This is a genomic window from Aurantimonas manganoxydans SI85-9A1, assembly GCF_000153465.1.
Lineage (GTDB): Bacteria > Pseudomonadota > Alphaproteobacteria > Rhizobiales > Rhizobiaceae > Aurantimonas > Aurantimonas manganoxydans.
Map to the genome: position 1 here is coordinate 1,855,864 of NZ_CH672387.1, position 22,222 is coordinate 1,878,085.

Annotated in this window: 12 protein-coding genes and 2 pseudogenes; 7 read left to right on the forward strand and 7 right to left on the reverse strand. The window is 67.8% G+C overall.

The genetic code is table 11. The features are described 5' to 3' along the window. Nucleotides 1-256: 256 nt before the first annotated feature. The 3 genes from SI859A1_RS20875 to SI859A1_RS08810 form a co-directional block, all read right to left on the reverse strand. Nucleotides 257-2,278, reverse strand: a complete 2,022-nt coding sequence (locus tag SI859A1_RS20875; protein ID WP_081451357.1) for an OmpA family protein — start codon at nt 2,276-2,278, stop codon at nt 257-259. A 182-nt stretch (nt 2,279-2,460) separates the two neighbouring features. Beyond that, nucleotides 2,461-3,618 carry an FAD-dependent monooxygenase gene (locus SI859A1_RS08805; protein ID WP_338024750.1) on the reverse strand — a complete coding sequence of 386 codons (1,158 nt, stop codon included), beginning with the start codon at nt 3,616-3,618 and terminating at the stop codon, nt 2,461-2,463. Between the two features lies 1 nt (nt 3,619). Next, entirely contained in the window at nt 3,620-3,865 is a 246-nt protein-coding gene (locus SI859A1_RS08810; RefSeq protein WP_024350562.1) for a zinc-finger domain-containing protein, read from the reverse strand. A gap of 140 nt (nt 3,866-4,005) precedes the next feature. On the opposite strand from SI859A1_RS08810, the gene SI859A1_RS08815 reads away from it, so the two are divergent. The 4 genes from SI859A1_RS08815 to SI859A1_RS08830 all read left to right on the forward strand — a co-directional run bounded on the left by SI859A1_RS08815 (nt 4,006) and on the right by SI859A1_RS08830 (nt 6,883). Further along, a complete protein-coding gene (locus SI859A1_RS08815; protein ID WP_040326413.1) occupies nt 4,006-4,764 on the forward strand; it encodes an alpha/beta fold hydrolase in 759 nt (252 codons plus the stop codon). Further along, nucleotides 4,761-5,636 (forward strand): alpha/beta fold hydrolase, encoded by an 876-nt coding sequence (locus tag SI859A1_RS08820; protein WP_244400954.1) that lies wholly within the window; start codon nt 4,761-4,763, stop codon nt 5,634-5,636. Before SI859A1_RS08815 ends, SI859A1_RS08820 begins: the two co-directional genes overlap by 4 nt. 141 nt (nt 5,637-5,777) lie before the next feature. Beyond that, nucleotides 5,778-6,602 carry a serine O-acetyltransferase gene (cysE, locus tag SI859A1_RS08825; protein ID WP_009209446.1) on the forward strand — a complete coding sequence of 275 codons (825 nt, stop codon included), beginning with the start codon at nt 5,778-5,780 and terminating at the stop codon, nt 6,600-6,602. Nucleotides 6,603-6,673: 71 nt separating this feature from the next. Next, on the forward strand, nt 6,674-6,883 hold the full coding sequence (locus SI859A1_RS08830; RefSeq protein ID WP_024350566.1) for a DUF3126 family protein: 210 nt from the start codon (nt 6,674-6,676) through the stop codon (nt 6,881-6,883). 92 nt (nt 6,884-6,975) lie between these two features. Here SI859A1_RS08830 and SI859A1_RS08835 read toward each other — a convergent pair whose 3' ends face one another. From SI859A1_RS08835 to SI859A1_RS08845, 3 genes and pseudogenes are all read right to left on the reverse strand, one after another. Beyond that, nucleotides 6,976-7,578: a transglutaminase-like cysteine peptidase gene (locus tag SI859A1_RS08835; protein ID WP_009209447.1), complete on the reverse strand. Its 603-nt coding sequence runs from the start codon at nt 7,576-7,578 to the stop codon at nt 6,976-6,978. Nucleotides 7,579-8,189: 611 nt separating this feature from the next. Then, a pseudogene (locus SI859A1_RS22085) lies at nt 8,190-8,867 on the reverse strand (apolipoprotein A-IV repeat region-like domain-containing protein); the annotation flags it as partial. An 878-nt stretch (nt 8,868-9,745) separates the two neighbouring features. Further along, nucleotides 9,746-16,222: pseudogene (locus SI859A1_RS08845) on the reverse strand (apolipoprotein A-IV repeat region-like domain-containing protein); the annotation flags it as partial. Between the two features lie 417 nt (nt 16,223-16,639). Between SI859A1_RS08845 and SI859A1_RS08850 the strand changes: the two are divergent. Both SI859A1_RS08850 and SI859A1_RS08855 read left to right on the forward strand, forming a co-directional pair. Next, nucleotides 16,640-17,023 (forward strand): Hpt domain-containing protein, encoded by a 384-nt coding sequence (locus SI859A1_RS08850; RefSeq protein WP_040325602.1) that lies wholly within the window; start codon nt 16,640-16,642, stop codon nt 17,021-17,023. Nucleotides 17,024-17,191: 168 nt separating this feature from the next. Continuing rightward, complete coding sequence (locus tag SI859A1_RS08855; protein WP_009209451.1) at nt 17,192-17,512, forward strand: 2Fe-2S iron-sulfur cluster-binding protein; 321 nt, start codon at nt 17,192-17,194, stop codon at nt 17,510-17,512. Between the two features lie 135 nt (nt 17,513-17,647). Here the strand turns inward: SI859A1_RS08855 and SI859A1_RS08860 are convergent, their stop codons facing one another. After that, a complete protein-coding gene (locus tag SI859A1_RS08860) occupies nt 17,648-18,253 on the reverse strand; it encodes a DUF922 domain-containing Zn-dependent protease (protein ID WP_040325603.1) in 606 nt (201 codons plus the stop codon). A gap of 424 nt (nt 18,254-18,677) precedes the next feature. Here SI859A1_RS08860 and dnaE point away from each other — a divergent pair, with 424 nt between their 5' ends. Next, nucleotides 18,678-22,139 (forward strand): DNA polymerase III subunit alpha, encoded by a 3,462-nt coding sequence (gene dnaE, locus SI859A1_RS08865; RefSeq protein WP_009209453.1) that lies wholly within the window; start codon nt 18,678-18,680, stop codon nt 22,137-22,139. Nucleotides 22,140-22,222: the final 83 nt, after the last annotated feature.

A 22,222-nucleotide genomic window follows, 5' to 3' on the forward strand; every position in this document is an offset into this window, starting at 1 on the left:
CAAAGTGGTTCGGCGACAGGCCAGTTATCGCAGCTATCATGTGCGTATCGGACTTCAGGTTCGGCTCGCGGTTTCACAGATGATGCAGGCGCTCTGCGATGTGTCGGACAGGTCATCGCCACCGTTCCTCCGCGGTGTAGTGCCGCGGACCTGGATTGGCGCTCCGCCTGGAGCCACATCGACGAGGCTGCATCCCGGAAACGAAAAAGGGCGGCCCGAGGGCCGCCCTTTCCTTGTTCGGGTGTGACCGTCCGGCCTAACGCTGGGCGGTGTTGACCGGCTTGACCAGCGGGGTGATGCGCCGGACGGTGACCCGCCGGTTCTCGCGGTTCTCCGCCTGCGTATCGACCTTCAGGTCCTGCTCGCCATAGCCCTGGGTGACGAGGTTCTCCGGCGGCACGTCGAAATACTGGGTCAGTGCCGTGGCGACGCCGTCGGCGCGCCGGTCGGAAAGGGCGAGATTGGCCCGCTCGCTGCCCACCGCGTCCGTATGGCCTTCGATCAGGAAGGTCTCGTCCGGGTTCTCGGCAATGACCCGTGCGATGGCATCGGCCAGGGCCCGCAGGTCGCCGACCTCCTCCTGGGTGATCTCCGCCGATCCGAAGTTGAAGTTGATCGTGCTGAGATCGATGCGGCGCACCTTGTCGCGCACGCGCTCCGACCGGCGGACCTCGTTGAGGGAGTAGATGCGGTCGACGGTCTCGACGGGCGGGGCGACGATGGTCCGGTAGTAGAGCTCCTCGTCGGGATCCGTCACGTCGACGATGTAGTCCTCGCGCGGGATGCGCAGGTCGAGCGGCGGCAGGTCGGCGCCGACGTCGCTGTAGTAATAGTCGTCCTGACGCTCGTCGTCCTGATACGGATCGTAGAACAGCACGACTTCGCTTCCGTCCGGCATGATGCGCGAGCGGCGCACCACATCGCCGTAACGGTTGGTGATCGTCACCACCTGGACGCCGTTCGGCCGGACCACCGTCTCGCGGGTGCGATCGCCGCGCAGGCGGTCGTAATAACGCTCCTGCGCATCGACCGCGATGCGGTCGTCGTCATTGCCGCGGATGAAATAGGCCGCGGCTCCGCCGGCGAGCGCGCCGACGGCGCCGGCACCGACGATCGACAGGATGTCGCGATTGCCGACGCGGTCGACGACCTCGACGCCCGGCGGCAGCGGCGCCTGCTGGTTGACGGTGGTGTTGTTCACGACGGTGTTGTTGGTCGTCGTGCTGTTGTTGATTACCGTGTTGTTCGTCGTGGTGCTGCCGGCACTGCCGTCCGCCGCCGCGGCGTTCGGCGCCTCGATCCGTTCGCCTTCCTCGGCGGTGATCGGAGTCACCTCCACCGGCTCGGCGAGCTGCTGGACGCGGGCGTCGCTCGCGGCGACGCCGCCTTCCGGCACGGCCTCGGTCTGGACGGATTCGTCCACCGCTTCCGGCTGCGATTCCGGAGCGGTCGGCTCGGGCTGCGCGGTGGCCTCGGCGGCGGGCTGCTGGTCGGCTGCAGGCTGCTCCCCGGTTGCTGGGTCGGCCGGCTGTTCAGGCGACGTTCCCGCCGGCTGTTCGGCGGTGTCAGCCGCGGGCGCAGCGCCGTCGGTGCTCTCCGGCTCCGCTGCTTCGGCAGGGGCGTCCGGCTGCGGCTCGGCGGCCGGCTCGGCCGTCTGCGCTTCCGCATCCTCTGCCGCAGGCGCTGCGGGTGCGACATCCTGGGGCGCGGCTTCCGCCGCAGGCTCGGACGGGGCTTCGGGTTCGGCGGCCGGCTCCTCTACCGGCGTCTCGGCTGCCGGTTCGCCGGCCTCCGGCTCGGCTGCTGGAGCCGCTTCCTCGACGGGTTCCGCCGGGGCTTCGGCCTCGGTCGGGGCCGCTTCCTCGGCAGCCGGCTCAGGCTCGACCTCCGGTGCTTCAGCCTGGGGCTCTTCAGCCTGGGGTTCCTCAGCGGGGGCTTCGGCTGCCGGCTCCGGCTCAGGCGCGACGGTTTCTGCCGGGGCTTCGGCCGGCGGTGCCTCGGGTTCCGGTGCCGGCTCAGGCTGCGGCTCCTCGACGGGAGCGGGCTGCGGCTCGGCGGCGGGCTCCTCGACCGGTGCGGCTTCCTCTACCGGGGCGGGCTCCTGCGCAGCCGGAGCTTCCGGCTCAGGGGCCGCATCCTGCGGCAACAATTCCTCGGCCTGCGCGACGCGGATAGTCGCCGCCTCCTGCGCGTAAGCGGCGATGGGCCCTGAGAGGGCTGTCGAGGCCGCCAGCGCGGCGACACCGACGAACCTGCCGGTCCTGTTACTTTTCGGCATGTAAATGACCTTTTCGAAACCGTCCCTTGCAGCATTGAGAGGTCGCACGGCCGGTTTCGCGGTCCGGTGCCAGTCCTCCCGCCCGCCATGGCTGCCGGCCGGCTGGCCGGTGCACCCATGTCGAGGCGAGGCAGGAACGTTCCACCGGTGCCGCTGTTCCGCGAAAGGCGGTGTCCGGCTGATTAATCCTTGGGCGGGCGCCAGTCGTAGAGCCAGGCGAGATCGCCGGCGAGGCTGGCCGCCGAGCGCGATGCCAGCACCGCATTGCGGCCGAGGCTGAGCGGAAACGGCAGGTGGTAGACGAAGCGGTGAAAACCGACCCGCGACCGGACCTTGTCGATCCGTGGCCGCCGCTCTGTCTCGTAGGCCCGCAATGCATTGCTCAAGTCGGCGGCGCGATCGAGATGGTTGGCCAGCACCGCCGCATCCTCGATTGCCATGGCCGCGCCCTGCGCCGCATAGGGCAGCATGGCGTGCGCCGCATCGCCGATCAGGATCAGGCGGTCGCCCAGATGCCGCCAGGGCCGCGCGCCGGGCACGGCTTTCAGCGGCCAGGCGGTGAAGGCGCCCACCGCCGCGATCATCGCGCCGAGCCGTCGGTCCCACTTCGAAAAGCGCGCCGGAAGGTCTGCCGGGTCCACCGAACCGCTCGCAGGCTCGATGAGGACGAGATTCGTCTCCCTTCCGCCGGCGATGGGGTAGGCGACCGCATGACGCCGCGGGCCCAGCCAGGCTTCGATACCGCCAGCCGGCATGGGGCCGCCGGTGACGCGGCCGCGCCAGGCAAGGGCGCCCGTCGCCGCCGGTCCTTCCAGGCCAAGCCGTTGGGCCGTGGGCGAGTTCACGCCGTCCGCGGCAATGACGAGCGTCGTCTGCAGGATCTCGGTGCCGTCAGGGCTGATGGCTTCGACGCGCAGATCGCCGCCGTCCCGTGCGACGACGCCGATGTCCCGGCCGAGCCGAAGATCGATCCGGCTTGAGGCCGCGGCGGTACGTGCGAGCCAGGACTGGAGATCGGCCCGGTGAATGGAGAGGTAGGGCGTTCCGTCGGCCGAACTGACCGGCACCGATGCGATCGGACGGCCGGTCCGGGCGGCATGCAGGGTCACCGTTTCGGCGACCGTGCCGCGGGCCTTCAGATCGTTCAGATCGCCGAGACGGGCGAGAACGCGCAACGCGTTGGGCGACAATTGCAGGCCGGCCCCGACCTCTTCCAGCCGGGGCGCGCGCTCGACGACGATGCAGGGACGATCGCGGCGCGCCAGTTCCAGCGCCATCGTCAGGCCGGCCATGCCGGCGCCGATGATGACGACCGGCCGCGTCCGGTCGATGGCGCCTATGTCAGGCGGCCTTCTCTTCGAACTGGCAGCCGGGAGGAATCGTGTCCCAGCCCTTCAGCGAGGAATTGTAGCGGTAGAGGGTCGAGCAGTAGCTGCAGACCATCTCGCCCTCGTCGCCCATGTCGAGATAGACATGCGGATGGTCGTGCGGCGGGTTGGCGCCGCAGCACATGAATTCGTTGACGCCGACCTCGATCAGATCATGTCCGGCATCGTTCTGGAAATGGGGGATCGTGTGCCCGGCCATTGCGGCTCGCCCTCGGCTCGGTTGCGCTATGGCGCGGACCATAATGGCGCCGGTCGCGAATGAACAGGGGGTGGCGAAACCTCCGTCATGGCTCTAATGCGCCTGTGACGTCTGATCGGAAAAGCACGGGAATGGCAGCCATGGACACCTTCACCAGCGACGGTCTGCAACTGGCCTTCACCGATACCGGCGAGCGCGACCGGCCCGCCGTGCTGCTCGTCCACGGCTTCGCCTCGTCGATGCGGGTGAACTGGATCGACACGGGCTGGGTGAAGACGCTCAACGAGGCCGGCTACCGCGTCGTCGCCTTCGACCATCGCGGCCATGGCCAGAGTGCCAAGCCGCAGGACGAGGCGGCCTACACGCCGCAGAAGATGGCCGGCGACGTGGTCAATCTGCTCGATCATCTCGAGATCGGCGAGACCGTGATCTTCGGCTATTCCATGGGCGCGCGCGTATCGGCCTTCACCGCACTGGCGGCGCCGGGGCGGATCTCGAGGATCGTCTTCGGCGGTCTCGGCATCGGCCTCGTCGAGGGCGTCGGCGATTGGGACCCGATCGCCGCGGCGCTGCTGGCACCGTCGCTCGACGACGTGACGGATCCGCGCGGCCGCATGTTCCGGGCCTTTGCCGACCGCACCCGCAGCGACCGGCATGCGCTGGCCGCCTGCATCTCGACCTCGCGGCAGGAACTGACCGAGGCGGAGGTTGGGCGGATCGCCCAGCCGACATTGATCGGCGTCGGCACTACCGACGACATCGCCGGTTCGCCCGACGCGCTCGCTGCACTGATGCCGAATGCCCGGGTCTTCGCGATAGAGGGTCGGGACCACATGCTTTCGGTCGGCGACCGCACCTTCAAGGCGGAGGTCCTGCGCTTCCTGGGCGAGGCCGCGTGACCACGCGCCCTGTGGAATGGATGGGGGCCGGCGGACATCGTCTCGTCGCCGACCGTCCGGTAGCGGACGGTCATCCGGTGCTGCTGCTGCATGGCGGCGGGCAGACACGGCAGGCCTGGTCGCATGTCGCCGGCCGGATGGCCGGGCGCGGCCTGTCGCCGATCGCCGTCGATCAGCGCGGCCATGGCGACAGCGAATGGATCGCCGGCGGCGGCTACAGCTTCTTCGATTTCGGCGCGGATGCCGGCGCGCTGGCGGATGCGATCGCCCTGGAGTCCGGGGCGAAGCCCGTGGCGGTCGGTGCTTCGCTGGGCGGCATCGCCAGCCTGCTGGCGCAGGGCGAGGCTGACCGCTTCGCCGCGCTGATCCTCGTCGACGTGACGCCGAGTCTCAACGAGGACGGTGTCGCCCGTGTCCATCGCTTCATGACCGACCGGCTGGCCGACGGCTTCGCCAGCCTCGAGGAAGCGGCGGAGGCGGTTGCCGCCTATCTGCCCAACCGGCGACCTTCGGGATCGTCGAAGGGCCTGGCCAAGAACCTGCGCCGTTCCGCCGATGGCCGCTATCGCTGGCACTGGGACCCGGCATTCATCGACGGGCCGAACAGCGTCGCCATGCGCCGGGACGCGGCGCGCACGGCAATGATCACTGCCGCGCAGGCCTTGACCATTCCGACGCTTCTGGTGCGCGGTGGCCGCTCGGACATGGTCACGAGTGCCGAGATCGACGAATTCCGCGTCCTCGTCCCTGCGGCCGAGTTCGTCGACATCGCCGGTGCGGGGCATATGGTTGCGGGCGACCGCAACGACGTTTTCGGCGATGCGATCCTCGAATTTCTCGCCCGGCACGGATTTGCAACGCTTGCTGGCTGAGGCGCGCACCGAACCTCGCGCGGGCCGATCGCGGCGGCGGAACGCAGCGTTCCGCCGCCGCGGCTTCCCCTGATGGCCTCGCGCGCCTATCTTTGACAGTGAGCAGGCGCCGTTTCGGCGCATCCCGACCGGGAGACTTCCATGAGCAGCATGAGCTCGCATTCCCACGAGACCCTTCAGGCCGTCGATCCGATATGGGCCCAGGTCCGGCTGGAGGCAGAGGACGTCGCGGCGCGTGAACCGGTTCTGTCCGGCTTCGTCTATCCGACGATCATCAACCAGCGCAGCCTGGAAGCGGCGCTGATTCATCGCGTGTCGCAGCGGTTGGACCATCCGGATCTGCCGGCGGTCACCATCGCCCAGGCCTTCGCCGACTTGCTGGATGCCGACGACAGCTTCCGTGCGACGCTGCGCACCGACATTCAGGCGGTCTATGACCGCGACCCGGCGTGCGAGCGCTATCTGGAGCCGCTGCTTTACTTCAAGGGCTTCCACGCCATCCAGACGCACCGGCTGGCCCACTGGCTGTGGAACGCCGGGCGGCGCGACTTCGCACTCTATCTGCAGGCGCGCTCCTCGGTGGTCTTCCAGACCGACATCCACCCGGCCTCGCGCATGGGACGCGGGATCTTCCTCGATCACGCGACGGGGCTGGTCGTCGGCTTCACCGCCGTGATAGGCGACAACGTCTCGATTCTTCAGGACGTCACGCTCGGTGGCACCGGCAAGGAATTCGGCGACCGCCATCCGAAGATCGGCAGCGGCGTCCTGATCGGGGCAGGTGCGAAGATCCTCGGCAATATCCGCGTCGGCGAATGCTCGAAGATCGCGTCGGGTTCGGTGGTGCTGAAGGAAGTGCCGCCGCATACCACCGTGGCCGGCATTCCCGCGCGGGTCATCGGATCGGCCGGCGATTGCGACGAGCCGGCCCGGGCGATGGACCAGTGCTTCGAACGGAACGACTGAGCGGCGTCCGAGGATTGAAACGAGTGACCGGCGCCTAGCTACAGGCGCCCCAGACGATCCAGGAGAATGCTGTGAAGCCCGACGAAATCCGCAAGCTCGAAGCCTACCTCAGGAGCAGCTTCAAGACCGCCGACATCAAGGTCCGCGCGCTGCCGAAGAGTGCCGACTCGGCGGAAGTCTATCTCAACGACGAGTTTGTCGGACTGCTCGCGAAGGATACCGAGGAGGGCGAATTGTCCTACCACCTCACCATGACGATCCTGGACATCGACCTCGAGTAGACGCACCGACGATTCGACCCGGCAAACAAAAGAGCCGGCCGTGAAAACGGCCGGCTCTTTTTGTGTCTGCCTGATCCTTCGACCGGCTCGCCTTAGCGAACGCTGCCGACCAGGAGGTTGCGGTCGTCGGCGATGGCCATCCACTTGCCGGCGTTCCGCTCGGACTGGCGCTTGAGATACTGGTAGTCGGTGTCGGTCCACGCCAGGACGCGGTCGTCGAGGTTGTCGAGAACGTAGTCGCCCTGGTCGGTGCGCACCGTCAGCACGGCATGACCTTCGCCGTTCGGCTGGCGCACCACGGTGATCAGCACTGCCGAGGCCGGAATGCCGGCCCGCTCCAGCATGTACTGCTTGAGCAGAACGAAGTCCTCGCAATCGCCCTGGACGGTCGGATATGACCAGAGCTCCGGCACGCCGTGCATCTCCGCGTCGGTGCGCGGGAAGATGTTGGTGTTGACCGCCGTGTTGATCTCGACGATCTGAGCCCAGACTTCGCGGGTCAGCTTGACCACGGCGACCGAGGCGTTGCGGGTACAGGTGCTGGGGTAGCTCTTGCAGAACTCGTAATGACCGACCGGCTGGGAGGTCTGGCTGGTCGTGGCCATGGCAGGGGCCGCCGCGGCGCTCGTCGTCCCCGCGCCCATGGCGAGGAGGAACCCTGCTGCGATCGCGACCTGCTTGATGACGTTCTGCATGTGCTTTCTCCTCGTTCGTGAGGAGACAATGCGCGTTCCATTTTACTTTGAAGCGAAATGTAGTCACCGCATTTGCATCGAATTTTAGGCGGTTTGTTACCAGCTATACTTTCGCGATGTTGAAGGCGTCCGGCCAAATTGCAGCGTCGTCGTTTGCCTTTCGGCAACCACGCTGGCGGGGCCGGCAATTCGCGAGGGTGGCCGAGAGGTATCGGACAGCGCTGTGACGGCGCCCGGGACGGGCAGCCAGGCGCCGGCTCCGTCGGGGCTTTCGATCGTGGGATCTGCACGGGAAAGCCAGTATCCGAGGGGATTGCGGGCGGAGCAGCACTGGCCGCGAGCTGCCACGCCGACGCCGCGCTGTGGGTGACGGCAGGGCCGCCGGACGTGGTCACCGCGCCGGTGCGTGCCTGTTCGCGACGACCCTGAAGCGGAGGCAGCAGGCCGTTCGCTGGCGCCTCGGTGCCTTCGAGCGCGGTCTCAGCTCTTAACGGAGCGCGGCATGGCGCCTTCGCCCCGCCAAAAAACTTCGGCCACGGACGAAAAAAATCGTCCGTGGCCGAGGATGTGCCGGGAGCAGCCGCCGGATGGCGGCCGCCTGTTCGCCTGGATCAGGCGTCGAAGCGGCCCGAGGCATGGGCCAGCATCGTGTAGACCTTGCCGGTGTCCGAGGTGAGGTAGGTCCGGCTGCGGGCATTGTCCGGGTCGCTCTTGGCGATGTCGGCCAGAAGCGTCTCGAAATCGCCGATATAGCGATCGACCGCGGCACGGAACTCGGTGTCCCGCTGATATTTGCGCCGGATCTCGTCGAAGGTCTGCTGCCCCTTCATCGTGTAGAGGCGGCGGGTGAAGACGTTGCGCTCACCCTTGCGATAGCGCTCCCACAATTCGATCGACGCCTTGTGGTCGATCGCCCGGGCGATATCCACCGACAGCGAGTTCAGGGATTCCACCACATGGTCCGGCGAACGGCCTTCCGGCGCCGTCGGGTTGCGGCCCTGGCCCGCGGCAGGCGCCGCCGGCTGGACGGGAGCGTTGTCGTCCTCATCCTGCGACGCGCGACGCAGGAGGTCGGAGACCCAGCCGCCCGGCTCGCTGGTTCCGCGATCGGCGGCCGGCTCGCTGCGCGCAGCGCTCGGTGCCGATGCGGCGGGACGGGCCGGAGCACGCAGCGGTGCCGTGGGCGTGCGCTGCTGCGCCGATGCCGGTGCAGGACGGGCCGGGGCCTCGCTCCGCGGCGCGGCGGCCGGGGCCTGTGCACGGCGGCCGGCCGTGTCGTAGTTCGAGCCACGCAGATCATGCGCCAGATGCCGTCGGTCATGAAGGACGCTGCGATCTGGTCCTCCACATCTGTTCTCTCGGCGGTGAACACCGGCGTCTCGGGCTGGGGCGCCACGGCGGCCGCTGCCGACTGCCGCGGTGCGGACTGCGTGTAGCTCGGCGCCGCGGTCCGGGCCTGCGGCTCGGCGGGTGCCTGGCTCCGCTCGGGGCCACGGCTCGACACGTCGAAAGCACGGCCCGAATGCGAGACGACATCCGACAGGTCGCGCAGGGCGCGGATCTGGTCGGCGACGGCACGGCGCATGGCCTCGGTGCTCTCGCGCGCCTCGTCCGGCAGCTCGAACACGCCGCGCTTGATGTCGGCGCGCGCCGTTTCCAGCTCCTGGCGGATTTCCTCGGCAGTGCGACGGATCTCCGCGGTCGCGCCGTCGAAGCGCGCGCTGGCGTCCTCGATGACCGACTGGATCGCCTGGCGCATCGCCTCGGCGGTGGCGCGCGAACGCTCCTCGGTGGTCTGCAGCTGACGGTCCGCCTCCACCAGCGTCTCGCCCATCTCGGTCGACAGACGCGAGGAGATGAGGCGCGAACGCTGTTCGGTGCGATCGAACAGGCCGCCCATCAGTTCCTCGAAGGAATGGAGCAGCGAGCCGATCTCCTCGGAGCGCTTGACCAGGCCTGCCGACAATTCCTCGATTCCGCCATGGCCGGCTTCCAGGGTCGCGCGGAGGTTGGCTTCGCCGGTCTCGATGAGGCGAACCGCCTCGCCGAGGACGGTTCCGTGATCCTGGAAGCGGTCGGCGATCGCCGAGACCTTGGAGAAGGCCGTCATGGACAGCTTGTCCAGGCGTTCGACATTGCTCTCCAGGAGGCGCGACGACAGCGAGATCGAGTTGGACGCTTCCTCCGTCTCCTGGCTGAAGCGGGCGCCGGATTCACGCAGCGTCTGATCGATCGCGCCGAGGTTCTCGACGGCCTCGTCGACCAGCCCGCGCAGCGAACCGCTGGTCTGGGACAGACGTCCGACCAGCGAACCGATCTCCTGCTGCAGGCTGTCGCGGATGTCGGACACGGCGCCGACGGCGCTGGCGGTCTTCTCCTCGAAGCTGCCGATGATGTCGCCGGACGAGCGGTTGAGGGTTTCCACGACTTCGCTTGCACGGCGGCCGAGGGCCGAGACCAGCGCCGCATTTTCGCTGCGCAGCTTGTCGGACGCGTCGCGCGTCGTCGTCTCGATCATCCGGGCGAGTTCGGTGCCGTTCTCGCCGAGGCGCTCGAACACCGGCCGGGCTTCCTCGTCGAGGATGCGGCTGATCTCGGCGCTGCGCGAGCTGAGCAGGGTCGCAAGGGTGCGGGTCCGCTCGTCGATATCCTCGCCCATGACCCGGGCCCGTGTCGCGATGATGCGGTCGGCTTCGCCCATGCGGGTCGACAGGTCCTGGCCCAGCGAGCCGGCACTGTCGAGAAGCTCCTGGCGGGCCCGCTCGGTCTCGAGCTGGATCGCGGCGGAGATCGACGCGAACTGGCTGGCCAGTTCACCGCCCTGGGCGAGCATCAGCTCGCGCGCGCTCTCGGCGTCGCGGCTGAGGGTCTGGGAGGCGTTGTCGACATCGCCGCGCAGCTGCGTGGCCACGGCGTAGACGCCGTCGCGCATCGACTGCGAGGCATTGGCTAGCTCGTCGCGGATGAGGCGGGTCGCCTCTTCGAGTTCGCCGCGCAGGGCGTTGCTTGCCAGCATCTCCGAGAGCTGTGTCGTGACGCCCCCAAGCTCCTCGCTGAAGCGCTCGGCACGCTCTTCCAGGGTCGCGGCGACCCGTTCGGTCTCGCCGCGGATCTGGTAGGAGGCGCCCGAGAGGCGACGGGTGAAGCCTTCGGTGTTCTCGCGCAGCGCGACTTCGGCCGCTTCGGTCATCTCACGCATGCGCGCCGTGGCGGCCTCGACCTGCTCGGCGATCGCGCTGGCATCGGAGACGAAGCGCTGGCGGCTTTCGTCGCCGGCCGAGCGGATCTGCTCACTGGCCTCGCCGAACTGGGCGGCGAAGTCGCGGGTGTTGCGCTCGAACTCGCTGGCGATGGTGGTGGTGATGCCGGAGAGGCTGTCGGCGAGTGCGACGCGCTGCCCGGCCAGGCTCTCGCGGACCTCTTCGGTCTCGCTGCGCAGGGTGCCCGAGATCTCGTTGATCGAGCGGGCGAGCTCCTCGGCCTCGGTGGCGAAGCGCGAACGCGACTGCTCCGACAGGGAGCGGATGACCTCGGCGGCGCCGCTGATGTTCTCGGCGATCCGGCCACCTTCGCCGACCAGCGTGGTGCTGGCCTCCGCTGCGCGGCCCGCAAGATCGTCGGCGAGCGACGCCAGCCGTTCGGCCAGACGATCAGCCTCGCCGGCGATGCGCAGACGGGCTTCCTCGCCGGAGGCCTGGAACAGGCGGTCGATGCCGGAGACGCTCTCGGCGATCTTCGCGGTCTCGCCTTCGAGGCCTTCGCGGGCCTGCCTGGCTTCGAGGCTCATGGCCGTGGTCGCCTCGGCGATCGCATGGCGCAGCGAGTCGGCGATCTTGGCCGTCGACGTGTTGAGGGTGCGCTCGACATTGCCGAGGCCGCGCTCCAGTGCCGACGAGATGGCGTCGGAGCGCTGATCGATGGCGCCGGTCAGGTTGCTGGAACCCGATTCCAGCGCGCTGAGCAGGTCGTCGCGGCGCGCTTCCAGCGAGGTCGAAACGTCGCCGACGCTCTGCTCGATGGCCCGGCGGACGTCGTCGGCGCGGTCGCCCAGGGTCGCGGAAGCCGAGCGTGCGGCCTCCTCGACGATCGAAGCGAGGCTGTCGCGCCGCTCTTCGAGGGCTGCCGACAGCCGCATGTCGGCTTCGAACAGCGCTTCGGTCATGCCGTTGACGCGCTCTTCGATCGCCGCGGCGATCGAGGTGCGGCCGGCTTCGAATTCCTGGCTGATCCGCGCGGTGCGCTCGTCGAGGCCGTCGAGAATCGAGTTCTGCGAGCCGTCGACCATGCCGTGGATGGCGGCCATCCGCTCGTCGAGCCCGTCGATGAGAACGGTGCGGGCTTCCTCCAGCAATCCGCGCATGGCGGCGGTGCGGGCATCGAGGCCCTCGGTGACGCGCATGACGCGCTCGTTGACTTCCTCGTTCAGCGTGGAGGTGCGGCCGTCGAGTTCGCCGATCAGGCTGTCGCGGCCCTCCTGCATGACGGTGCGGATCCGGTCGAAACGGCCGTCCAGGCTCTGGCCCAGCGACGCCTCGACGGATTCGGCCGCGCTGCGCAGATGGCTGGTGCGCTCTTCGAGCCCTTCCACGACCATGGACAGGGCGTTCTCGATCGCCACGAGCTGCGCGCCGGCATTGATGGCGATGTCGTCGCCGAAGGACTGGGTCCGATCGGCCATTTCCTGGCGCAGGCGCTCGGTCTGGCTGTCGACGTCGCCGACGATCGCGGAACGCGAATCCTCGACCACGCTGCGCAGGGCCTGAACCCGCTCCGACAGGTCGTCGGCGACCTGGCGGACGGCGTCGTCAAACCCGCCGGTGATACCCGCGATGCGCTCGTCGAGCGCCGAAAGCAGGGCGCTGTGGGTTTCCTCCGACAGCGAGCGCAGGACGCTGGTGCGCTCGTCGAGGGTGGTGCGGATGGCGGCGTGGCGGTCGTCGAGACCGGCAAGCAGGGCATCCTGTGCGCTGGCCATCTGGGTCTGGTTGGCAGCAATGCGATCGGCGAGGCCGGCGGTCAAATTGCCGGTCCGGGCGTCGATGTCGCCGATGAGGCGGCCGCCCTGTTCCTCCAGCCCGCTGATGAAGCGGACGGATTCCGATTGCAGCGACTGGTGGAAGCGGCCGACCCGGTCGGCCAGAAGGCTGGCGATGGCGTCGATGCGCTGGTCGAGCCCGTTGACCAGGCCGTCACGACTGTCGGCTACGAGGGTCTCAATGGCCTCGCGGCGCTCGTCGAGAAGACGGGCCATTTCGCGGGTTTTCTCGTCGACGCCCTCGGCCATGGCGCCCTGGGCGTTGCCGACGAGGCTTTCCAGCTTGGCGACGGTCGCCTCGATGGCCTGGGTGAGTGAGGCTCCGCGATCGTCCAGGCTGCCGATGAGGCTCTGCTGGGAGAAGGCGAAGGCGGCTTCGATGTCCTCGCTGTGGTCCGCGATGCTCTTCTCGATGGCGCCGACGCGCCCGTCGAGGGCGGCGCGCAGGCCTTCGGCGCTGCGTTCGACCATGGCCTCGATCTCTTCGCGGCGCTGCCCGAGCAGTTCTTCGAGGCGCGCGGCGGTCCGCTCGAGCGCGGCATCCATTTCGCCGGTCCGCGCCTGGATGTTCTCGACGCGGCTGTCGCTGGCGAGATCGAAGGCGAGAAGGCGATCGTCGAGCGTTCCGGCAAGCATGCCGGCGCGCTCGTCCATGATGGCTTTGAGGCCCGCAATGCGCTCGTCGAAGAGGGTGCGGAGATGGCCGGTGCGCTCCTCCAGCGCCGACTGGCTCAGCGTCACGGCGTCGCCGGCGCGCATCGTCAGTTCGGTATGGCCGCGCTCGAAGGCGTCCATGATCTCGCGCGAGCGCTCGGCGAGGGCGCCGGCAAACTCCTGCGAGCGTTCGGCCAGCACCTGCGACACGCGGTCGGTCGACCGGTCGACGGCCTCGGCCCGCGCCTCGATGGTGGCAACCAGCGAACCGCCGGTCTCGGTCAGCGTGTGATCGATCGCCGCCAAGCGGCTGTCGAGGTCGCCGAGAGTGCGGCTGGACGTGTCGGACAGCATCCGCGCGGCCTGTTCCGTGCGCTCGCCGAGGCTGGATTCCAAGGTCTGCAGGAAACGGCCGGATTCCTCTTCGAGTCGGTTGCGGCGGCTGTCGATGTCCTCGGTCAGGCTGGACAGGAAGAGACCGTTCTTCTCGCCGATCTCGCGCATGCGGGTCTCGAACGCCTCGTCGAGGCTCGACAGGAAGGTCTGGCTGTCCATCGCGAGACCGAGCGAACGGTCGTCGAGGATGCTGGTGAGATCGGCGAGGAACTTCTCGCTTTCGCCGGCAACCGCTTCGCCGCGGGCCTTGAGGAGGCCGCTGACCGCATCGCCCGAGGCGGAGAGGCGGGCAGTGATGTCGTTGCCGACGTCGGACAGGCGGCCGACGAAGCCGTTCGAGCGCTCGTCGATCTCGCGCAGGCGTTCCTCGAACGCGCCGTCGAGGCTCGACAGGAAGGTCTCGCCGTTCATGGCGATGCCGATGGCGCGGTCGTCGAGAACGCCGGTGAGGTCGGCGAGGAACTTTTCGCTCTCGCCGGCGACCGCGTCGCCCTGCGCCTTGAGGAGGCCGGTGACCGCATCGCCCGATGCGGACAGGCGGGCGGTGATGTCGTAACCGACGTCGGACAGGCGACCGACGAAGCCGTTCGAGCGCTCGTCGATCTCGCGCAGGCGTTCCTCGAATGCGCCGTCGAGGCTGGACAGGAAGGTCTCGCCATTCATGGCGATGCCGATGGCGCGATCATCGAGAACACCGGTGAGGTCGGCGAGGAACTTCTCGCTCTCGCCGGCGACCGCTTCGCCGCGCGCCTTGAGGAGGCCGGTGACCGCGTCGCCGGATGCGGACAGGCGGGCGGTGATGTCGTTACCGACGTCGGACAGACGGCCGACGAAGCCGTTCGAGCGCTCGTCGATCTCGCGCAGGCGTTCCTCGAACGCTCCGTCGAGGCTGGACAGGAAGGTCTCGCCATTCATGGCGATGCCGATGGCACGGTCGTCGAGAACGCCGGTCAGGTCGGTGAGGAATTTCTCGCTGTCGCCGGCCAGCGTCTCGCCGCGCGTCTGCAGCAGGCCGGAGATCGCTTCGCCTGCGACGGAGATGCGCTCGATCAGATTGCGGCTGCGGTCGTCAAGATCGGCCGTGCGCAGTTCGATCAGCCGGGCGACTTCGTCGCCGCTCTCGCTCAGGCGGCTGGTCGCGTCGTCGGCACTCTTGGCGATGCGCGCGATCAGGCTGTCGCTGTCCTTCGCCAGGCTCTCGCGTGCATTGCGGGTGTGCTCGTCCACCAGGCTGACGAACTCGTCGCTGCGCCGGGTGTAGTCGCGGGCGAGGGCGTCGCCGCGCTCGTCGAGCAGCGTGGTGAAGCGCCGGGAGGCGTCCTCGATCCGCGACAGGATGTGATCGGAAGCGCCGTCGACATCCTCGACCAGACGCTGATGCGAGCCGACGACGGCCGAGCGCAGGCGCTCGGCATGGGACAGCATCGCGTCGCGCTCGGCGCCGAGATCGTTGACGAGGCCGCGGATCTTGGCCTCGTTGTCGGCATAGGCGCGCTCCAGCGAGCTCACCTCGTTGTGGACGACATTCTCCAGTTCGGCGGTGCGCGCCAAAGCGCGCTCGACGCCTTCGCCGAGGGCGGCGACCTCGCGGCGCACCGCCTGGCCGACGCTCATGACGCGCTCGGTGGCGATGGATTCCGGCTCGGCCAGTCGCAGGGCGACTTCCGCCATGGACCGGCTCATCAGGCGCATGTCGGCCGACCGGCGGACCATGACGGCGAAGGCCATGATCAGCAGCACCGGGATGACCAGCACGGCGGCCATGATCGCCAGTTCCGACTGGCGGAACGGGTCGGCAATGCCATCCGAAAGGATCGCGATGTCCGAGCCGAGGAGATCGTAGCTGATATAGCCGACGATGCCGACCCAGGCGGCCGAGACGGCGGCACCGATCCAGATCGGCAGCATCGACGCGCGACGGCTGAGGAGGGCGTCCGCCATCACCGAGGTGCGGCGTTCCTCGTCATTGGCCGCGGGCTGGGAATAGGCGCGGGGCGCTTCGCTCGTCTCGGCGCGACGTTCGGTCGATTCCGTGCGCGGCGCGGCCTGCGCGGCCGGACGTTCACGGGCGGGAGCGGAAGCGGAAGCTGCAGAAGGTGATGGCGACGGCGCTGCCTTCTGGCGCGGCACGTCGGCGGCAGGCTGGCGGGCCGGGCGCGATGCGGCCGGCGGTGCCTGGCGGGGCGTGGGGGCAGGGTTGCGCCGGGGCGCCGGACGGGCCGTATGCGGCTCGTACTCGGTCTCGGTGCGCGGCGCCTGCTCCTCGGTCGGCGTGTCGAAGGCGACGAAATCGGCCAGCGAGGCGCGGCGCACACCCGTCGCGGGCCTGGCCTCGGCGCTCTCGGTCCTCAGTTCGCCCGCGGTCTCGCTGATCTGCCGTTCGAAATCATCGAAGGAGAACTCGACATCGGTGCGGTCGGCGGCGGAGGGGTGGTCGAGCTGTCCCGAAGCGACTGTCGCGCCATCGTCGGAGCCGGCCTCGAAATCCTCACGCAGCGCTTCCTCGATCTCGTTGACCGTGTCGTCTGAAAGCTGGTCGATGGATTTGGTCTGGGACATTTCCGTCGCGCCTCAATACTCGTTACTCTGGACCCGCTCGGCATATGGGCCACCGAAGCGGCGACAGGTTTTCAGGCCTCGCCGAATTCGGACGCAGTCAACCGTCAACACCCGGCCAGAGGCCATCGGACAGTTTCGCACGATTGATGCTAGTTAGCGACCGCATCGAAAGAAACCGTAAAAGGGCCCGATCCCTACAAGTTTAAACATAAGGTTAACGATAAACCGAAATTCGCGCCGGGCCCGCTGGAGTCCAATTCTAGGCCGACATGGCACATCTGCAACGCTTTGGGGCAGGTTCCGGTCAGCGCGCTTAACGCTTCCTCCATTCCGGCGGCGGATGATCGAAGCTGCGTCCAGGACGGAGCTCAATGTTACGGGTTCCGGACCGCATCGCTCGATTGTTCGGATGGTCCCATGGTCTCGCTTGCGCATTCACTTCCCGACGATGCTTTCCCCCCGGCAGGCGAGGGCGCTCTGCGTTCACCCTCCGGTCAGCGCCCGATCGATCTGGTGCATCTCGCCCGGCAGACGGCCGGCGACCGCAGCCTAGAGCGTGAGGTGCTCGGGCTGTTCGTGCGGCACCTGCAGCTGGTCGGCGTCCGGCTGGAGACCGCCGGCGGGCTGGAGCTGCGGCAGATCGCCCATACGCTGAAAGGGGCGTGCCGCAATGTCGGGGCGTTTCCGCTGGCGGACGCCGCCGAGGCGAGCGAGCGATCGGGCTTCGACGCCGCCAGTCTGGCGGCGCTTCGGGCCGAAGTGGACGAGACGCTCGGCTTCGTCACGCGCCTCGCACGATAGGTCGCCAACGCCTCTTCGAGAGGCGCAGCGGCACCGGGACCGGTTGACTTCCGACCCGTGCGAACTCTAACCAAGCGCGACCATCAGCGGCGGCGCTGGCCATGCCCGTTCGGCCCTTGCCACCACGGCCCGCCGCCGACCCGACCCCGCAAGCCGAAAGCCTCATTCATGCCCAAGCTCGTTTTCCTCACCCCCGAGGGTGAACGCTTCGAGATCGATGCGCCGAACGGCACGACCGCCATGGAGAACGCGGTCAAGCACGACGTGCCCGGCATTGAGGCGGAATGCGGCGGTGCCTGCGCCTGTGCCACCTGCCATGTCTATGTCGACGAGGCCTGGACGGCGAAGACCGGCGAGCCGGAGCCAATGGAAGAAGACATGCTGGACTTCGCCTACGAACCGCAGCCGAATTCCCGTCTCTCCTGCCAGATCAAGATGCGCGACGATCTGGACGGTCTCGTCCTGACGGTCCCGGCACAGCAGGCCTGATCAAGATTTTCACCGCACGTGTGGTGGGCTCGCCAGACGCGGCCGCACGTCCAGACTCGATAAGGGCTCGCGGCTTCGTGGTCGCGGGCACTCTCGGTGACCGCCTGTCTATACCCGGTTGAGTCTGGCGAGCGATCAGCGCCGGTAGTCGGACACGGCCCGGCTGAGCGCCCGGCGCAGGCGGAAATTGACCTCGCGCCCCTCGATGGTGTCAAACTCGACCTGGGCCCGCTCGTGGCCGGCCAGATAGCGCTGGGTCACCTGGTTGACCAGCGCCTCCATCCGGGCGCAGCTCGGCTCGGGTCGCAGGTTGCGCAGCGCCATCTCCATGCGTTTCAGCCAGCTCTTGGCGATGTCCGCATGATGCTTCTCATGGCGCTCGATATCCGATTCCAGCGTTTGCCAGATCAGGATCGTCTCCGGCGCGACACCGCGGGGCGGCGCCCATTTCGGCAGAAGCATGTTGAGCGTCAACTTCACATTGGCCATGTCGACGGCGCAGCCTTCCGCGACCCGCTTGTAGGTGACGTGCCCGTCGAACTTCACCTCCGTCGCGCCGGGATGGCGTAGTCCGGTTTCAGCGACGAAGGGACCGCGGCGATTGAGATCGCGGTCGAGCTCAGCCAGCGTCGTGCCGCGGATGGCGAAGTAGCGCGTCGTCTCGTCCAGCGTCTCGGCCGTTGCCGACGCGCCCGCAAGGACGGCGAGGCCGGCCAGCAGCAAGATTGCCCTACGCGTCATCTCTTCCTCACCATGTCGAAGGTCGCCGTTCGTCCACGCTAACCGTTTGGCGCGGCGACACAAGTCTCCTGCCTGAAGGAGGGGCGCGACGGATGCACGCCCGTCGTTCCGTCCGGAAGGTTGACAATCTGGAACAAACGAGAACATATAAGGAACACAGAACATAGGAGGAACATCATGCTCAATATCGCCAAGGACCTGTTGTCGCTCGCCGTCGTCTCCGGTTTCGTGTTCAGCCTCAGCCTTCTCGTTCACGTGGTGTAGACACCGCTTTCCTGTGCACCGTTGCGGGTCGGCGGTTCCCTCCGGCGGCCACTCGGCCTAGTCGTTGGGATGCCTTGACGGGGGGCGGCCCGATGGCCCTGCGCCGGGAGGCGGAGCCGGCCGCGGTGGATGGCCGGCTCGGGAATGATGGAGCAGCAGCATGGCGTCGGATACCAAACCTAAATTCGTCCATCTGCGGGTCCACAGCGCCTTCTCACTGCTCGAAGGCGCGCTGAAGCTCGACCAGATCATCAAGTTCGCGAAGGGCGACGACGCGCCGGCGATCGGCATCTGCGATACCAACAATCTGTTCGGCGCCCTGGAGTTTTCCGAGAAGGCGTCGAAGGCCGGCATCCAGCCGATCACCGGCTGCCAGATCGACGTCGAGTTCTCCGATTGCGAGGAGAGCCGGGGCGGGCGCCGCGAACGAAGCCTGTCCTCGATCGCGCCGCTGGTGCTGATCGCGGCGACGGAAGCCGGATACGCCAATCTCGTGGAGATCGTCTCGCTCGCCTATCTCGGGCATGCCGACAATCCGCGCCCGCATGTGCTGTTCGAATGGCTGGAAACGCGGTCCGAGGGAATCATCGCCCTGACCGGCGGGCCGCTCGGTCCGATCGGCTCGGCGATCGCGGCGGATCGGTCCGATCTCGCCCGCAGCCGCATGGAGCGGATGGCGCCGGTCTTCGGCGACCGGCTCTATGTCGAACTGCAACGCCACGAGGGACGCAGCCGCAAGGTCGAGGCCGACACGCTGCAACTCGCCTACGACATGGCGCTGCCGCTGGTGGCGACGAACGAGCCGTTCTTCCTGAAGGCCGATGATTTCGAAGCCCATGACGCCCTGATTGCCGTCGCCGGTAACCGTCTGGTCAGCCAGGAGGATCGGCGCCGGCTGTCGCGCGACCACAGCCTGAAGTCCCAGAACGAGATGTCGGTCCTGTTCGCCGACCTTCCCGAAGCCCTGCACAACACGGTCGAGATCGCCCAGCGCTGCAGCTACCGGCCACGGACCCGCGCGCCGATCCTGCCGCGCTTTGCCGGCGCCGATGCGGACGCGGCGGAAGCCGAGGCGGCTGAGGTCGCCGAATTGCGGCGCCAGGCCATCGAGGGGCTGGAGGCGCGGCTTGCCGCGCATGGACTGGCACCCGGCGAAACCGCCGAAAGCTATCGTGAGCGGCTCGAATTCGAGCTGTCGATCATCGAGCGGATGAAGTTCCCGGGCTACTTCCTGATCGTTGCCGACTTCATCAAATGGGCCAAGGCGCAGGGCATTCCCGTCGGTCCCGGCCGTGGTTCGGGCGCGGGCTCGCTGGTCGCCTATGCGCTGACGGTCACCGACCTCGACCCGCTGCGCTTCTCGCTGCTGTTCGAGCGCTTCCTCAATCCCGAACGCGTGTCGATGCCCGACTTCGACATCGATTTCTGCCAGGACCGGCGCGAGGAGGTGATCCGCTACGTCCAGGAGAAATACGGGCGCGAGCAGGTCGGCCAGATCATCACCTTCGGAACGCTGCAGGCGCGCGCCGTGCTGCGCGACGTCGGCCGCGTCCTCGAAATGTCCTACGGCCAGGTCGACAAGCTCTGCAAGCTGGTGCCGCAGAACCCGGCCAATCCGGTGACGCTGGCGCAGGCCCTGGTGGAAGAGCCGCGTCTTCAGGAGGCGCGCGAGAAGGAAGAGATCGTCGACCGGCTGATCTCGATCGCGCTGAAGCTCGAGGGGCTCTACCGCCACGCCTCGACCCATGCGGCGGGTATCGTGATCGGCGACCGGCCGCTGTCGCAACTCGTGCCGATGTACCGCGATCCGCGCTCGGACATGCCGGTCACCCAGTTCAACATGAAATGGGTCGAACCGGCCGGTCTGGTGAAGTTCGACTTCCTTGGCCTGAAGACCCTGACCGTGTTGCAGAAGGCGGTCGAACTGATCGCCCGCACCGGGCCGACCATCGATCTGTCGGCCATCCCGCTGGATGATGCCAGGACCTACGAGATGATGACCCGCGGCGAGACCGTGGGCGTGTTCCAGGTGGAATCGGTCGGCATGCGCAAGGCGCTGATCGGCATGCGCCCGGACCGGTTCGAGGACATCATCGCGCTGGTGGCGCTCTATCGGCCGGGCCCGATGGAGAACATTCCGACCTACAATGCGCGCAAGCACGGCGAGGAAGAGCCGGACTTCATCCACGACAAGATCGCGCCGATCCTGAAGGAGACCCAGGGCGTCATCATCTATCAGGAACAGGTGATGCAGATCGCCCAGGTCCTGTCGGGATACTCGCTCGGCGAAGCCGATCTCCTGCGCCGCGCCATGGGCAAGAAGATCCGCGCCGAGATGGACAAGCAGCGGGTCCGCTTCGTCGAGGGCGCGGTCGCCAACGGCCTCGACAAGACCCAGTCGAACATGATCTTCGACCTTCTGGCGAAGTTCGCCGACTACGGCTTCAACAAGAGCCACGCGGCCGCCTATGCGCTGGTCGCCTACCAGACGGCCTATCTGAAGGCGAACCACCCGGTCGAGTTCCTCGCCGCGTCGATGACGCTGGACGCGGGCAATACCGAAAAGCTCAACGATTTCCGCATGGACGCCATGCGGCTGGGCATCAAGATCGTGCCGCCGTCGGTGCAGACCTCGTTCCGGCAGTTCGAGGTCGGCGAGAACAAGATCTTCTACGCGCTGGCCGCCATCAAGGGCGTCGGCGAGCAGGCGGTCGACCACATCGTGGCGACGCGGGGCGATGGCAGCTTCCAGTCGCTTGAGGATTTCTGCGCCCGCATCGACCCGAAGATCGTCAACAAGCGGACACTCGAATTCCTCATCGCCGCCGGCGCGCTGGACTGTTTCGGCCACGAGCGGGCGCTGCTGTGCGCCAATATCGACCTGATGGCGTCCTATGCCCTGCGGGTGCACGAAGGCCGCGCATCCGGCCAGCACGACATGTTCGGCGGGGCCGGCAGCGAGCCCGAGCCGCTGCATCTCAATCCCGCGCAACTCTGGACCTCGTCCGAAAAGCTGCTGCGCGAATTCCAGGCGATCGGCTTCTATCTCTCGGCGCATCCGCTCGACGAGTACAAGACGACGCTGAAGCGTCTGCGGGTACAGACCCATGCTGAGGTGATCCATGCGGTCAAGCGCGGCGCCACCGCCGGCAAGCTGGCCGGGACGGTGACCTCGCGCCAGGAGCGCAAGACCCGCAGCGGCGGCAAGCTCGGTATCATCCAGTTGTCCGATCCGAGCGGCCAGTACGAGGTCGTCTTGTTCTCCGAAGCGCTCTATGCCTTTCGCGACCAGCTCGAGCCGGGCTCCTCGGTGATCGTCGGCGTGTCGGCCGAGGAGCGACCGGAAGGGGTCTCGTTCCGCGTCCAGTCGGTGCAGTCGCTGGAGGACGAGGCCGTGCGCATGCAGAAGGCGCTGCGGGTGTTCATGCGGGACGCCAACCCGCTGCAGGCCTTCAGAAGCCAGTTGCGCGCCGACGGCGACAGCGAGATTTCGCTGGTTCTGGTCCGCGACGGCGGCGAACGGGAGGTGGAGATCACGCTGCCAGGCCGCTACCGGGTCTCGCCGCAGATGGCGAGTGTGGTGAAGGCGGCGCCCGGCGTCCTCGACGTCGAGCTTCTATAGGCGAGAGCGCGGATGCGGGCACCGCCTGCCGCGGCCTCGGCGCTTGGAAATGGCCGGGGGAACGACGCGGATCGCGATCGTCG